The organism is candidate division KSB1 bacterium, assembly GCA_034506395.1.
Classification (GTDB): domain Bacteria; phylum Zhuqueibacterota; class Zhuqueibacteria; order Thermofontimicrobiales; family Thermofontimicrobiaceae; genus Thermofontimicrobium.
This window is the reverse complement of record JAPDPQ010000001.1, coordinates 1-15,086: the sequence shown is the minus strand read 5'-3', so window position 1 is coordinate 15,086 and position 15,086 is coordinate 1. Positions and strand designations below refer to the sequence as shown.

The 15,086-nt window shown below is 47.5% G+C and carries 17 protein-coding genes and 1 pseudogene; 2 read left to right on the top strand and 16 right to left on the bottom strand.

The window, feature by feature from the left end; genetic code table 11:
- Positions 1 to 60: 60 nt before the first annotated feature.
- From ONB37_00090 to ONB37_00015, 16 genes and pseudogenes are all read right to left on the bottom strand, one after another.
- Positions 61 to 333, bottom strand: coding sequence for a EutN/CcmL family microcompartment protein (locus ONB37_00090; protein ID MDZ7398537.1), 273 nt, complete (start codon positions 331 to 333; stop codon positions 61 to 63).
- A 230-nt stretch (positions 334 to 563) separates the two neighbouring features.
- Positions 564 to 854: a EutN/CcmL family microcompartment protein gene (locus ONB37_00085; protein ID MDZ7398536.1), complete on the bottom strand. Its 291-nt coding sequence runs from the start codon at positions 852 to 854 to the stop codon at positions 564 to 566.
- Positions 841 to 1,464 carry a BMC domain-containing protein gene (locus ONB37_00080; GenBank protein ID MDZ7398535.1) on the bottom strand — a complete coding sequence of 208 codons (624 nt, stop codon included), beginning with the start codon at positions 1,462 to 1,464 and terminating at the stop codon, positions 841 to 843. The genes ONB37_00085 and ONB37_00080 overlap by 14 nt, the downstream gene beginning before the upstream one ends.
- Before the next feature lies 1 nt (position 1,465).
- Positions 1,466 to 2,911: an aldehyde dehydrogenase EutE gene (locus ONB37_00075; protein ID MDZ7398534.1), complete on the bottom strand. Its 1,446-nt coding sequence runs from the start codon at positions 2,909 to 2,911 to the stop codon at positions 1,466 to 1,468.
- 147 nt (positions 2,912 to 3,058) lie between these two features.
- A complete protein-coding gene (locus tag ONB37_00070; protein ID MDZ7398533.1) occupies positions 3,059 to 3,625 on the bottom strand; it encodes a GNAT family N-acetyltransferase in 567 nt (188 codons plus the stop codon).
- A 115-nt stretch (positions 3,626 to 3,740) separates the two neighbouring features.
- Entirely contained in the window at positions 3,741 to 4,040 is a 300-nt protein-coding gene (locus tag ONB37_00065) for a EutN/CcmL family microcompartment protein (protein MDZ7398532.1), read from the bottom strand.
- A gap of 229 nt (positions 4,041 to 4,269) precedes the next feature.
- Positions 4,270 to 4,590, bottom strand: a complete 321-nt coding sequence (locus ONB37_00060) for a BMC domain-containing protein (GenBank protein ID MDZ7398531.1) — start codon at positions 4,588 to 4,590, stop codon at positions 4,270 to 4,272.
- A gap of 369 nt (positions 4,591 to 4,959) precedes the next feature.
- A complete protein-coding gene (locus ONB37_00055) occupies positions 4,960 to 5,589 on the bottom strand; it encodes a hypothetical protein (GenBank protein ID MDZ7398530.1) in 630 nt (209 codons plus the stop codon).
- A gap of 187 nt (positions 5,590 to 5,776) precedes the next feature.
- Positions 5,777 to 6,460, bottom strand: a complete 684-nt coding sequence (deoC, locus tag ONB37_00050) for a deoxyribose-phosphate aldolase (protein MDZ7398529.1) — start codon at positions 6,458 to 6,460, stop codon at positions 5,777 to 5,779.
- A 261-nt stretch (positions 6,461 to 6,721) separates the two neighbouring features.
- Positions 6,722 to 7,159: pseudogene (gene rpiB, locus ONB37_00045) on the bottom strand (ribose 5-phosphate isomerase B).
- Positions 7,160 to 7,538: 379 nt separating this feature from the next.
- Positions 7,539 to 7,772, bottom strand: coding sequence for a hypothetical protein (locus ONB37_00040; protein MDZ7398528.1), 234 nt, complete (start codon positions 7,770 to 7,772; stop codon positions 7,539 to 7,541).
- Positions 7,773 to 7,782: 10 nt separating this feature from the next.
- A complete protein-coding gene (locus ONB37_00035; GenBank protein ID MDZ7398527.1) occupies positions 7,783 to 8,352 on the bottom strand; it encodes a sigma-70 family RNA polymerase sigma factor in 570 nt (189 codons plus the stop codon).
- 145 nt (positions 8,353 to 8,497) lie between these two features.
- Positions 8,498 to 8,938 carry an OsmC family protein gene (locus tag ONB37_00030; GenBank protein MDZ7398526.1) on the bottom strand — a complete coding sequence of 147 codons (441 nt, stop codon included), beginning with the start codon at positions 8,936 to 8,938 and terminating at the stop codon, positions 8,498 to 8,500.
- A gap of 204 nt (positions 8,939 to 9,142) precedes the next feature.
- Positions 9,143 to 9,358 (bottom strand): DUF1858 domain-containing protein, encoded by a 216-nt coding sequence (locus ONB37_00025; protein MDZ7398525.1) that lies wholly within the window; start codon positions 9,356 to 9,358, stop codon positions 9,143 to 9,145.
- Between the two features lie 9 nt (positions 9,359 to 9,367).
- The gene (locus tag ONB37_00020; GenBank protein ID MDZ7398524.1) at positions 9,368 to 9,580 is read right to left on the bottom strand and encodes a hypothetical protein; all 213 of its coding nucleotides are present in this window, start codon (positions 9,578 to 9,580) and stop codon (positions 9,368 to 9,370) included.
- Between the two features lie 312 nt (positions 9,581 to 9,892).
- Entirely contained in the window at positions 9,893 to 11,701 is a 1,809-nt protein-coding gene (locus ONB37_00015) for an aconitase/3-isopropylmalate dehydratase large subunit family protein (GenBank protein MDZ7398523.1), read from the bottom strand.
- A gap of 366 nt (positions 11,702 to 12,067) precedes the next feature.
- On the opposite strand from ONB37_00015, the gene ONB37_00010 reads away from it, so the two are divergent.
- Both ONB37_00010 and ONB37_00005 read left to right on the top strand, forming a co-directional pair.
- A complete protein-coding gene (locus ONB37_00010) occupies positions 12,068 to 13,537 on the top strand; it encodes a pyridoxal-dependent decarboxylase (GenBank protein ID MDZ7398522.1) in 1,470 nt (489 codons plus the stop codon).
- A 281-nt stretch (positions 13,538 to 13,818) separates the two neighbouring features.
- Positions 13,819 to 14,736: a radical SAM protein gene (locus tag ONB37_00005; protein MDZ7398521.1), complete on the top strand. Its 918-nt coding sequence runs from the start codon at positions 13,819 to 13,821 to the stop codon at positions 14,734 to 14,736.
- The last annotated feature ends 350 nt before the right edge of the window (positions 14,737 to 15,086 follow it).

The window sequence follows — 15,086 nt, the reverse complement described above, 5'->3', positions numbered from 1 at the left end:
CGAGGACCGAAGGAACGGCGAACGGAGGATGAACGCTGCTATCTCGCTCTTGAATTGAAGTCACCTCTCAATGCGCACGGCATCGATGATCCCGATAATGATTGAGCGGATTGGCGCATTGGGATCGCTTACTACCTGTCGGGCCGAATTGCCTTCATCAATGACCAATACCGTTTCACCGAGCCCAGCATCGACGGAATCTACTGCGATCAAATAGTCGCCTGTGGGCGTTCCAGTTAGGTCCAATTTGTCCACGATCAGCAGTTTTTTTTGATCATAGAAACTGTGGTTGATCGTGGAGTAGATTTCTCCAGCGACTTTGCCGATAATCACAACTTTTTCTCCAATTCTAACAAATTAGCTAGCGAGTTTCTGTTGCAAAAAGCGCTATGGTTGAGCCCTCTCATTTCTGTCCGCTGGCTTGCGCACAGGAACCTCCTTCTAAACTGATCGTTAGGTCAACCGAATGTTGAGATACCTGCCTTCGCCGGCGTGAAAATATAGCCTCTTTTTGACATTTTGCAGCAGGAACTTGCTGTCTGCGAGGTTGAAAGAGTTGAATTTCACTCGGACTGAGAGCTTTCATCGATTAGATGGACGCCATCCACAATGCCAATGATGGTGTGATCCACTGGGACGAACCAGGGATCTAATGCCAGCGCTGCCTCGCGGCCGCCCTCGTAATAGATCAGTTCTCCTGGACCAGCCATTCGGGTGGCATCGCAGGCGACAATGGGCTTGCCGACCGCTTTGGAGTTTTTACTCAGCGGCTGAACCAGCAGAAGCGGAACGCCTTCGAGTCCGGGGTAAACCACGCAGGGCGTAACAGTGCCGATCACTTTACCCAGTAACATGTTCGCTCTCGTCTCCAGCTAATTTTTGATATTCTACCAGGGCAAATCGGCTCGAACGGTCGATCTGACGGGCCATTTCGTGATGCAACGATGGGATGATGATATGATTGCGCCAAAGCGCTTCATTGGAGATCGCTTTCAGCCCAATGGTAACTGCAGCGGTGACGTCGTGGACTGTTCCGTTCATCATCACAAATGCCTTGCCGCCCAATGCGTCGCCCAGCCGAATTTCGATGATATCGACCATCGCCCCTTTGATGCCAGCATCAGCGGCGGCGATCGTCGCGGCAATAGATGCGGTTTCGATCAGCCCGAGTGCCTCGGAGCTGATTTTTTTTCTTGCTCCAAGGATAGCGTCGAGCACCTGCGGATGCACATCAGGCAGAAAAACCTTATCGATGACCGCAGCTTCGCCGACGCTTAGACCAGCCCGATAAGATTCCTCGACCGCTGCTGTGCTACCAGCAATCATCACCAGATATTTTCCTCGGCTGACCGTGCCAGCCTTTAACATGGAAATCGGCGCTCTTTTGATCATCGCATCGCCAGCAATTACTCCGGTGGCAATGCTACTAAACTCGATCAGCGCAATTGCAGGGTATAGTTTCATATTAAACGATCCGAAAATGATCTACCAACACGCAACGCCGCTCTCTTGAGAAACTGCGCGGACCTGTTAAGCCCTCTCCCGTTGGGCTGGCGATAGAAAAAGAAGTGTATCCCTCGCCGCCAAATCCTAATCCAGCATAGGCGGGACCGTTTTTCACAAAAATTGTCGTGTTAATTTCCCGGGCCATCCGGCTGAGATTGTCCAGATTTCGGGAATACATAACCGCAGTATGATAATTTCCACCTTCTACCTGTTTTGCCAAATCGATTGCCTCATCCGCATTCGCCACCCGCACCATCGGCAAAATTGGCATCATCTGTTCGGTCCAGACCAGCGGATGGGTGCGATCGACCTCGATGACGGCCAATCGAATCCGATCATCGACCGATAGCCCCAATTTCGAGAGGATCAAATTGGCATTTTTGCCGATCAAGCTTTTATTTATCATCCCTGGCTTGGCCGGCCCGTTCGTTTTCTCGAACAATAATTGCTCGAGCTGGGGGAGAAGCTGGGGTTTTAGCAAGATCGCCCCTTTGTTCTGCATGATCCTGAGCAATTGGTCTGCCACTGCCTCAACCACGATGAGTTCCTTTTCATCCACACAGATGATGTTATTGTCGAACGATGCGCCTTTCACGATGAACTCGCCAGCGCGCTCCAAATCAGCGGTTTCATCAACTACCACAGGTGGATTGCCGGGCCCAGCGCAAATGGCTCGCTTGCCACTGTTCATCGCTTCTCGGACCACAGCACCTCCGCCTGTGATGACCAAAATTCGTATCCCAGGATGGCGCATCAATTGCTGTGCCGTTGCAATTGTTGGCTCGGTTATGCCACTGACCAAATTCACGGGCCCACCAGCTTGGATAATAGCCTGGTTTATTAAATGGATATTTTGGATTGAGGTGTTTTTTGCCCCAGGATGAACGTTGAAAACCACCCCGTTGCCCGCTGCAACCATTCCGATCGTGTTGCAGATGATCGTAGAAGTGGGGTTGGTAATTGGCGTGATGGCGCCAATAACGCCATAAGGCGCTGGCTCGAACAAGCTTAGCCCGTGGTCTCCAGATCGGGCAATCGGATAGAGATCTTCTGTCCCAGGCGTCTTCTCGCTCACCAATTTATTTTTGGCAATCTTATCTTCGACGCGGCCCAACCCTGTCTCTGCAACGGCGAATTCGGCCAACTCCCGCGCATGTTCCAGCATCATGGCTCGGATACTGGCGATGATCTCATCTCGCTTTCGGAGCGTCATGCTGGTCAATTGCCGCTGAGCGATCGAAGTCGCGGTCACGGCTTCATCGATGGTGGGGAAAATCCCCAACCAGCCTGAACGAAAGACCGAGCTACTCCTTATACCCGCGTCCGGCACTGAGCTCTTGCCAATAATGATCTCCACAATTTTTTGGGCGATCGTTTCGATCTGATTTTCACCAAGGAAAGACAAGGGTTCGCTCCAGCGTTAAAGTGATCGCATGATAAACCAAATAATTGTTGTATGTGAACGAAAGTCTCTAATCAACTATTAAGATCATTCAACCACCGGCGAAAAATACCTATTGTGTCGATGAATTTATGGCTGGATTTGATTGGCTTATGCCGAAAAGACTTGGCTATTTTGAGATCGCACCGACCAATCGCTCCGCAAGATGCCCATCACCCAGAAATCCACATAAGCCCCGTTGCGAAACATAGCCTGTCGTAAAACTCCCTCTTTTTTGAATCCAGCGCGCTCATAAATCCGAATGGCAGGGGTATTTTCGGCGCAGACATGAAGCTGGATGCGATTGAGATTGAGCGTCTCGAATGCGTAATCAACCATGAGTTGTGTGGCCTCCGAGCCATACCCCTTCGACCAATGGCTCGGATCGAGGATTGCCAGATAAAAAACGGCCGCTCGGCTGACGAAATCGATGCGAAAGAATGCGGTCTGGCCGACTGGTTGATTCGTCTGCTGGTCTACAATGATCAGCACAATTGCTTCTTTGGATTTGATGAATTGCTCGATCTTCTCCAGCTCAGTTCCCATACTCACGGGGAATGCCAGAAATAACGCCTCGCGCACCGCTGGGTGATTTTCCCCCCGAGCGAGAAATGCCGCATCCTCAGGCTCTACTGGTCGGAGATAGATCTTTTTGCCGATTAAAAAAGGTCGATCCAATTTGCGCTACCTGTTATTTCATTAAATGCCAAATCAGCCTGCGGTTTCATTGGAGTTTAAATCTCAACAATCTGTCATTGCACGGCTAATGGAAAATATTAGGCGGCGGAGCAGGTCAATCATGTTGTCCTTTTTTGTATTTGATCTGTCCGTTCACTTCCCAGTTATCCACAATGGCCATAATGACCGCATCGCAAGGCCGCTTATCAGTCATTACGGTTTGTCGAGCCGAGCTACCAGTGGCATAAAGCACCATTTCGCCCAGACCTGCACCAACAGCATCAGCAGCAACGATATGACCCCCAATCTCGTTGCCATCGAGGTCGACCTGTCGCAAAAGCAGGAATTTGAGCCCTTCCATGCTCTTTTCTTTTCGCGTGGCGACCACGGTCCCAATTACTTTGGCTAATACCATAGCTTTTCCTGCTCATAACTCTGGCAGCAATTTGTCTCAAATTTATGGCTTCAAACTTATTCGCTACCAACTATTCAGAATCAGGGGCTATTTCAGAAGTTCAATTCTTTCTCAGCCGCTATTAACGCAAGGAAAAATAGTTTTGCCTCTTGGCTGAAAAATTTTTAAAAGCAAACAAGAGCAACTTGCAGCGTCGTTGACTTGCGGCTTCTATCCAGCCCTTTATTGATTATTCATCGCGCTTGGTTTTCTTCAGCTCTGCGGCTACCTGTTCCTTTCTGCCCAATGGCAATACCAGGTCCACATTGCTGTGCGGCCGAGCGATAATATGCACGGCAACGACCTCACCCACTTTGGCGGCACCAGCTTGTCCAGCTTCGCAAGCGGCCTTTACCGCAGCAACATCCCCACGGATGATCGCAGTGACGTATCCTCCCCCAGTTTTCTCGTAACTGACCAACTCAACCTTGGCAGCCTTAACCATGGCATCTGCAGCTTCCACCATTGCTGGAAAACTACGACATTCAATCATTCCTAAAGCTTCGGCCATGCTTCATTCCTCCTGAGTACCAGTAAAATGTTCTAAACCAATTTGTCAATGCGCTGTCCTAAACTTGTTAACTAAATAACTGAGACTTTCATAAAATTCAAATAAATTGCAAAATCGGGGCATGCCTGTTAATGCGGGCATGCCTGAGTTGTGACTTGTTAAAATAAAATAGACTCCTACCTATTCAACAGTGACAGGAGATTGATCGATATCGGCTCATTGCACAGAAGTCTGAAAAAAAGTTGGAAAATTTATGAGCTTCCCTTAAAAGCGTCCGTTATTTTTTCATTATGGAAAGATGAAGAACTTTAAGCCCATGGGGTTGATACGCATCAGCAATAAAATATTTTGGCGCAGAGGGATAGCGACCTAAGACGCTCCTTCAAACATTTTGCCAGTGACGCTTTCAATGGCATGAACAGCCGCGCGCCACCCCACGTCGATATCGCGTTCCTCTCCTCCCAGATAAACGCGTCCAAAACTGCCAAAAGCTCGAACCTCTAGGATATTAATTTCGGCGGCCTTTTCCGCTTCGTTCGCTGCCAGTGCGGCATAAGCTGCCGGGGCAACTTCCATCACATACAATGTCTGGCCCGGAATGATCATGTTGCCGTGGCGCATGCGATTAATCAATTGCGTCTGATGGTCATCAATTCGTCGGATCACCTGGCTGGAGTAAATCTTCGGCTTCCAGCGATCTTCTTCCTTTAAACCCAACGCGTCCAAAATCGCCTGACCAGCCTGCCGAACGTCCGCCTGAGACTCAGAATGGATCTCAAGCAAACCATAAAGGCGTTCCACAATTTGCATCCCCGGCGTTACCCGAGTCGATTTCAAAGCGATATCCGTGATACGATTGATTTCGATCCCTGGGGAGATCTCGACATAAAGCGACGCCATGTGGGCGATTGGCAGGAACCCTTGTGCCACCGTGCCCAAAAAGGCGGCGTATTGCGGCTGAAGATTGTCCAAAAAGACATAAGCGCGTAGGTCAACCACAGAGCTCTCCTTGTGAACAAATTCAAAACATTGTTAGAATTTTGGATTTTAAATGGGCTGACTCATCAATAACTAATCTTGTTCGGTTTTGCTCTCAGTTATATGTAACATCGATTTTTTGCATAAAAAAATAAAAGATGATGCAGCGATAGTGACCTGATAAGTGTTGGGAACGAGACCGAGGCGATCAGGGATTTGCCACCTTTGCTGCTTCTTGGACGATTTTCACGCCAGCGCTGGCGCCGATCCGAGTGGCCCCCGCTTCGATCATCTTTTGTGCGTCTGCCAGCGATCGGATGCCGCCCGCAGCCTTCACGCCCATTCGTGTGCCGCTCACCACCTGTCGCATCAGCGCGACGTCATGCGCAGTCGCACCGCCGGGGCCGAATCCCGTCGACGTTTTCACATAATGGGCTCGCGCCCGCTTTGCCAGCTCGCACGCCCTCACTTTCTCTTCATCGGTCAAGAGCGCTGCTTCAATGATAACCTTGCAGATTGCGCTTCCATCCACACAAGCATCCACCACAGTCCGGATGTCCCGAAACACCAATTCATCATTGTCGCTTTTGAGTGCACCGATGTTGATTACCATATCGATCTCCTTCGCCCCGTCGCGAATCGCTCGCCGAGCCTCCAGGGCTTTAATCTCGGTGATGCTTGCCCCGAGCGGAAACCCAACCACGCTACAAACTTTTACATTGGATCCACGTGTCAATTCATGCGCCAATTTCACATAGCAGGGATTAATACACACCGCTGCAAATTGATATTTCACTGCCTCCTGACAAACCCGTTCGATATCCGAAATCGTAGCTTCTGGCTTGAGCAGCGTGTGGTCAATAAATTTGGCGATGTCCTGCGGGGCACCGATGCCACCTGGAGCATTAGAGATGCGCGCAGCACCAATGGAAATAAATTGACGAACGGCATCAGGGGCCTTATTCGCACATTGGCCGCACGAATTGCATGTGGGATTTTGACAACTAGCGGATGTCCACATCGCACCAGTTCCCATCTGCTGCTGTAATAAAGTTTGGACTCTCGAAACGATTTTCTTAACGTCTTCCTCGGAAATTGCCAACCCAGATGAGGGACCTGGAGGCATCGTTATCTGATTCACAGTGAATTTTCCTTGTTCGATGTCATGGATCATCTGTACTCGGCGCAGGTGTCGATCGACTGTGCACTCTGATGCCAGCCAGGTATCGACGATCTGTTTGGCCAATTCAAAACCGATCAGCCCACCCCCCAGAGTGAGGACATTGGCGTTGTTGTGCTCGCGACTATTGCGTGCGGTCGAAAGATCGTAACAGAGAGCCGCTCGAATACCGGGGACCTTATTGGCTGCCATCGCCGAACCAATCCCCGCACCGTCGATCATGATTCCCAATTCATATTCGCCTCTGCTCACCAATTGTGCAACCTGAAAGGCGATCTTCGGATAATCCACGGATTCGGTGCTGAAAGTTCCACAATCAAAAAGATGATGCCCTCGATCAGCAAGATATTTTTTGAGCTTCTCCTTGAGCTCAAATCCCGCATGGTCGGCGCCGATAGCAATTTTTCGGATTTTAATTCCCGGCTGGGTGCTCATCTGATTCCGAATCTTTCTCGTTTGTTACATGGTTGATCTCTCACATGCGCGATGCATTTTAAAAACGGCGGTAATATACAAAATAATCGGCAATCTGTCAAGCGAATAATCGTGCCTTTTGCCATCTTCTCATCACCAAGCATCGATCTTATTGTAGTCATGAATATAAAGTCACCAAAGGTAATTCCGCGCATAAAGGCGGACGAATGATCGAGTCAAAATGTGGAGGGTCAAAAGAACGGAAGCGAGGGCTGAACTGCATTTGAAAATGAATTTAGTTTGGTTCGGTGGGATAATAATAATTTGCTGCGCGCAACAGTAGGGCTCAAAGATAGAAGCTGGTTTGCGCCAAGCTTCAGTCTTGTGGCTTTGAAAGATTGAGCACTTTCCACAATCGTTCGTCCACGGCTACAGGCACCTCCGCATCGCCAATCTGTCGATAAAGCCGAACGACCTTGCGGACCGAATCGACGTGGGCGCAACAGCGGGGGCAATTGCGCAAATGCTCCTCAACCTCTTTGCACATTGGGCTATCGATATCTTCTCCAAGCGCTTCACAAATTTTTTCCAGAGACTCAAAACATTCCATCGCAAATTCCTCAGTTCCACATTTCAGCCAATTTATTTCGAAGAGTAACTCTGGCGCGGTGCAGATTGGATTTGACTGCAGGCAAAGACAGGTCTAAAATTTCTGCAATTTCCTTCAATGCCATCCCTTCGATATCCTTCATCACGAACACTGTTTTATAATTATCTGGCAATTGCTCAATCGCTCGATCCATCTTTTCTCGCAATTCCTGATTCAGCACGTCATCCAGTGGGGTTGCATCCAACGATTGAGCGAAGGTCGTGTAATCTTTATCCTCAAATTCTGGATTTTCCTCAATTGAAATAAAACGACGTTTGCGAGAACGCAATCGCATGAGCGCCTGATTGGTCGCGATGCGATAGATCCAAGTCGAGAGCTGAGATTTTTCCTCGAATTTGGGAAGCGCTTGCAATACCTTGAGGAAGGTCTCTTGCAAAACGCCCTCTGCTTGGTCAGGGTTGCCCAATAATTTTAGACCCAAATTATAGACCATTTTCTCATGGTCTTTTACAATTTTAGCCTGAGCTGCCCGATCTCCTTGCTTTGCACGACGGATCAATTCTTGTTCTGTCAATTCCATATCCATATTTCCGTTTTTTGTTAACGGAAATATAGAAATTTTCATGAAAAAAACAAGACATATTTTGTTGATGCTCAATCTCGAGAGCTAAGTTTCACTCGAAAAAATGATTGGTCCGTAGCTGCTGGGACGCATATTAGAACAGTCATTGGTCTGTACCAATTTTGGGCTCTCGAATTTCGTAGTGATGCTCAATGGCTACCGAATGTTTTAACATATTGGAGACGGGGCAATACACATCCCGTGAGAGTTCGATGGCCCGCTCAATATCTTTTCCCTTGATTTTCTCTTTGTCCCCGTAAAAAATGTAAGTGATTTTGATTTTGGTGAATACTTTTGGATAATCTGCTGCTTGCTCAGCCTCAAGCTCCATTTCAAAATCTTGGATTGGCGCGCGTTTTTTTGTCATAATCGATAGCACATCCATCGCTGTACAACCGCCAAGCCCCAATAGCACCAATTCCATCGGTTTTGTGCCCGCATTATGACCGCCAAAATCCTCCACTGTGTCCATTGGCACCCAGTGATTCGAATCCGCCTTCCCGATTAAACTTAACCCATCAACTCGTTTGATCCTTGCTCTCATAAAGCTGTCCTTCTTAATCAAATTTATACTTCTACCAAAAATAAGTCCCCACATTCTGAATGTCACGCCTGCGACTGCAGGCATCTGTTGGCACTTTTATGAATGAGATAGAGGTGACTTCTTTATCTACTCAAGTGATAGTTTTATTTTCGCAATTGGTTTATGATGGAGGATTCCCTCATATCTATGATCAGTTTTCAAGATTTAAAGGGTTGGCGATAGCTGTTGATTCAGCTCGTCGACAAGCCTTTCGATATCGTGATCACTAAAACCGCGCTCCTTTGCAGCGTCCTCAAGCGTCCCCCAGATCGGTTCCCCACAAACAATGCATTTGATCCCTTTGTTCATCAAATAATTGACCGATTGCGGAAATTTTACGACCAGTTCTTCAATCGGGATAGTTTTGTTCACTTCTGACATTGCTAAATTTCAGTTTGGTTTGCTTTGAAATCGCTTTTGAATGAGCGAATCGATATGCGCGCGCACAGCAGCCAGGGTTGCTTTATTTTTACAGTGTTGCCGAATCTCATTAAAAAGGAACTGTTTCAAGAGCCGAGCAACCTTTTTGTCGTGGCAAGCTGCGATCCGTTCCTCAAGTGCACCGCAATATTTTTGAATGATCGGCTCAATTTCTTTTTCCATTGGATCTCTCCATTATTCTGATAATTTGATGTTTCCAGTGGAAAAAAGATTCAGAGCCGATCAATGATTTAAATTGAAGATAGAGAGAAGAATTGACTCTCGGCGATAATTTTGAATTTGCGGCCTGGCAATAGATAACTCAGTTCTCTGCCAAAGCATAGATTGATCTTGAGCGCATTGGCTTTTTCACGTTTCAATCGCGAGCCACTGCACTATAAAGATAAAAAATGAGACATGCTCATCGACCTCCTCACTTCGTCAGGAAGGATTCGTATGACAAGGGGATTAATTTTTATGTTCAGCCAAATAAACTTAGCCCAATAATCCACCGCGCTGATAGATCTCCATCTGAACTGGGGAAAATGGCTCTGCTTGATATTGCTGTTGATTTTTAGGTCGGAAGATCTTGCCAGTTTTTAGATCGATCTCGATGATTTCCCCATCCTGGATATCGGTTTGCACTAAATCGGATCGAATGATCGGCATTCCAGCATTGATGGCGTTGCGCTCGTAAATTGCGCCAAAGGATTCTGCAATGATCAGAGCGATTCCCAAGCTTTTGAAACAATCCACCGCTTGCTGGCGCGAGCTCCCAGCACCGAAATTTTTGCCAGTCACGACAATGTCCCCAGGCTTAGCTTTTTGGGCGAAGTCCTCCCATCCAGCCAGATTATCGAAAGTGTATTGTCCCATCTGCGCCACATCGGTGATGGCGAGGTACCGGTTGTGAAAAATCATATCGGTGTCGATGTTATCCTTGCGGATCACCCAGACGCGTCCATTCAATCGGGTCGGCCTCTCGCTCGCAATAGCAGTTGTCCGTGGCTCCGCGCGTTGCCTCCTTTTTGCCATCCCAGTCTGAAACAGCACTGGGTCTTTTGGAATGCGTTTGGCAATAGTAATGATCCCCGCCACGGCGGAGGCTGCAACAGTAGCGGGTGAAGCCAAATAGACCTCCCCCTTCCCCTGCTTGCCAGCAAAATTACGATTACCAGTGCTAATCGTGATTTCGCCAGGCCCATTTTGACCGATCTGACCATTGGCACAACCAGCACAGCCGGCATTGCCAACCAATGCCCCTGCCGACTTGAAAATATCGATGATGCCCTCATCGAGGCAGCGCCTCCATACCGAATTGGTGGCCGGGACGATTTTGAGCACCACACCTGGGGCTACTTTGCGGCCGTTCAAAATCCGTGCTGCTTCCACCATATCTTCAAAACGGCCATTTGTGCAAGAGCCAATGAATGCGGAATCAATCTTGATATCTGCAAGGTCGCAAGCAGAGACCACATCCTCTGGATGTCCTGGCCGACTGATGAGGGGCTCAAGTCCATCGATATCAATGACAAGCTCATGATCGTATTTTGCATCGGGATCAGCGAAAACTGGCTCGACTTTTCGACCTCGAGCGTGAGAGCAGAAATCGATCACTTCTTGATTGGGCGGAAAAAACATAATGATGCCACCCATTTCCGTATTCATCGAGGCAATGGTAATCCGGTCTGCCAGATCCAGCGACGGCACAATGTCCCCATAGACTTCAGAGGCAAATCCCAACAATCCATTTGCGCCAGTAACTCGCAATATCGCCAGGGCGATGTCTTTTGCTGAAGCTAAAGGCGACGGTTTCCCTTTCAAGATGACTTTCACAGTCGCTGGCACTTTAAACCAAACTTTGCCATAAGCCCAGGCAGCGGCGATGTCCTGATCGCCCATTCCCTGACCAAATGCCCCAATCGCTCCCATAATGTTGGCGTGCGAATCGGTGGAAACAAAGGTCTCGCCAGGGGCAATTAATCCCTGTTCGATCGCAACATGAGTCCCGATCCCCATATCAATGTCGAACACCTTGATCCCGTATTCTCGAGCGAAAAGTCGACAAATATGTTGATTCGATGCATACTTCTGGTCCGAACCGCCAGGGTTACAATCGAATGTAAAAAATGTCTTGCTTGGATCGGCAATTCCAAGGTTATGATCGCGCAAATGCTTCACTACATTGGCCCCACCAAAATCTCTGGCAACCCGCGTATCGATCTCCACATCCACAATATCACCGGGTTTAACTGAATTTCCGCAATGCGATTCAATAATCTTTTCAATCATCGTTTTTCCCATTGGTTTTCCTCCGATTCGTACTCGCCCTAATTATTTCATTATAAGGTCCCAAAATATAAAAAAAAGATTTGTGCAAATCAACAGGAATTCTACTTCATTTTCAGAATGATTTTTGATCACAATCTGCTTGATTTTTAAAACGGCAATGACTATTTTATTCACCGATTTGTCAAATAAGCGATTTCAACGGCAGCGCCAAAATTTAGCGAAACCAGCTTGAAGAAAGGTTGTCGGCAAGTAAGCAGAAAATAAATTTTTTGTTTAAAATAAAAGTTCACTTTTGCTGTTCAATACGGAGAGTCCCGCGGTGGGATTATATTTTGAGATGCAGAACCCTTTTTCAAAAGCCCATGAGGAACAAAACGGATGGAAACAAAATCAAATGAATTTCATCAATTAGCCGGTGATCTGCCGTCATCGGTCTTCCGAAACTTTGCCTATCAAAGCGTGGATTGGATCGTTCGTTATCTGGAAGAAATGGACGATTACCCAGTTTTGTCCTTGACCAAGCCAGGAGAGATCAAAGCCCGCTTGCCGAAAGCCCCGCCGATTCAAGCAGAACAATTAGAGAGAATCCTGAATGATTTCCATGAAATCCTCATCCCTGGCATTACACATTGGAACCATCCCCGCTTTTTTGGATATTTTTCGATCACTGGATCATATCCTGGAATCATCGGCGAGCTATTGGCCAGTGCTTTGAACGTCAATGCCATGCTCTGGAAGACGTCCCCTGCGGCGACCGAGCTCGAGGAGGTCGTTCTGGATTGGCTGCGGCAGATGGTCGGGCTGCCAGAGCATTTCGATGCCGTGATTAATGATACGGCCTCGGTGGGCAGCCTCTGTGCCATGGCGGCGGCGCGGGAATTCGCGAAATTGAACATACGTGAAAAGGGGCTGGCTGGTCGCCCCGAACTGCCCTTATTACGCATGTATACCTCAGATCAGGCTCATTCTTCTATCGAAAAAGCGGCCATTGTGTTGGGGATCGGACAGGAAAATATCATCAAAATTCGCTCCGATGATCAGTATCGAATGGACATCACAGCGCTGCGAGAGGCGATTCAAAGCGATTTAGCGCATGGTCGCAAGCCAATCTGTGTGATCGCCACCATTGGGACCACCTCAACTACCAGCGTGGATCCGATAGAGTCGATTGCATCGATCTGTGAACAATTTGGCTTGTGGCTTCATGTCGATGCGGCTTATGGAGGCTCTGCAGCAGTGCTACCAGAAAAACGCTTTTTGTTCAATGGCTGGGAAAAAGCGGATTCGATCATCATCAATCCTCATAAATGGTTGTTCACGCCCATCGATTGTAGCGTCCTGTTCTGTCGGCGTCCCGAAATTCTCAAAAAAGCATTTAGTCTGACGCCTGAATATCTCCGCACCCCAGAAGCAGGGGAGGTAAAAAATTACATGGAGTACAGCGTCGCCCTGGGGAGAAGGTTTCGCGCTCTGAAGCTCTGGCTGGTGATCCGTTCCTTTGGCATCGAGAAAATTCAATCGATCCTGCGCCAACACATCGCCTTTGCCCAACAGTTGGCTACCATGATGCAGCAAAATGACCAAGTCGAACTGCTGGCTCCCGTGCCGTTCAGCACCGTGGTGTTCCGTTTTGTACCAGATACACACTTTGACGATGACCAGCTCAATCGCTTCAATGAACAGCTATTGGAACGGGTCAACAGAACTGGTTCGGTGTTCCTGTCCCATACGAAACTGCGCGATAGGTTTGCGCTGCGTCTGGCCATCGGTAATATCAAAACGACTTGGGAGGATGTCCAATTGGCATGGGATATCCTGCAACAACAGGCAAAGCAATTAATCGGATGAGAGAATGGGTCTGCAATCCAGCAGATTTTTAAAATTCAAAAATTTTAAAAAAATCCTGTCATTCCTGCAAATGCAGACATCTCTTTAATTGCAGTTTCGCGCGGCAGAAAGACTCCTCCATCACAAAAGGCGACATTCGCTTGTTCATCGCTGTTGAGTTTAAAGAACGCTAATTGATATTGGAGTCGATTAAAGAAAAGATGATTGTCTGCGCTGGCATCACTATTTGACTTGATTTAATATTTTCGAAAGTGATACGACCAAAGAATTGGATATAGCCGATGATGTTACAATCACATTATTGGTATTTTCTCAAGCATAATATGAGGGCACGATTGCTGAACCAGCGTTCCCCGCTCCTGGCAAGTTTCAAGATCACTTATCGCTGCACGTTGCGCTGTCGCTCCTGTCCCTTTTGGAAGATGGACCCAATCAACATTTCCTATGAACGCGCAATCTCAGTAATTGATGAGTTGTATCGGCAGGGCGTTCGAATGCTGGTGTTTGAAGGAGGGGAACCGCTGCTTTGGCGGGATGGAAATTATTATTTGAAACATCTTGTGAAATATGCCCAACAGAAATTTTTTCGGGTTGGCATAACGACTAACGGAACGCTCCCTATCGACAGTGAGGCGGATGTCGTCTGGGTGAGTATCGATGGATTGAAATCGGCACATGAGAGCAATCGAGGGCCATGTTTCGATAAAATCATGGACCATCTTCAAGCATCACCGCATCCCAATTTGCTGGCGCACATCACGATTTCACGGCTCAATTTTCATGAAATTCCAGCCCTGGTGAAATTTTTAGCATCCCGAGTCAGAGGCATCACCATTCAATTCTACTACCCATTTCCCAATTCTGAAGATTTATGGCTACCAACTCCACAGCGGGAGCGAGTTCTTGATCAATTGATTGAATTGAAAAGACAGGGCTATCCATTGTTCGATTCTATTGACACGCTAAACGATCTGAAGCGCAATACATGGCGCTGCCATGACTGGCTGATTGCCAATGCCGAACCAGATGGAACAATCAATGTCGGATGTTACCTGAAAAATCGCGCTAAAATCTCATGTACTAAATGCGGTTTCGCCGCTCACACCGAAATTGCCAGAGCCTGGGACTGGAGCTTGGGCGCTATTTTGGCTGGACATCGGACATTTCGATTTAAAATGATTGAGTGGAGACCAAAATGAGCTAATGAAAATTTGTGCTTAGTTCTCCTGTTGAAACTCATTTTGCCCATTTCGGTCTTTATTATTGTTCAATGACTATTAGCTGGCTAATCATCAAACAGCTTCTTTTGAAAAATATGGGAATCAATTCGTTCATGTCATTCATGCTAATGCAGGAATCTATTAAAAGCGATTATTAAATCAATTGCAGAGAGAAGCACCAGTCTAGTAGCTAACCATAAGTGTCAACTTAAGAGATGGATGTCATTCTAACCAATGCACCAAATAGCTGTTCTCGTGTCCATAGAGGATATTTTATCTCAGAGAACGTTGAAGCTGTTAGCAACTATGAATATCATAAACGCTCGAAC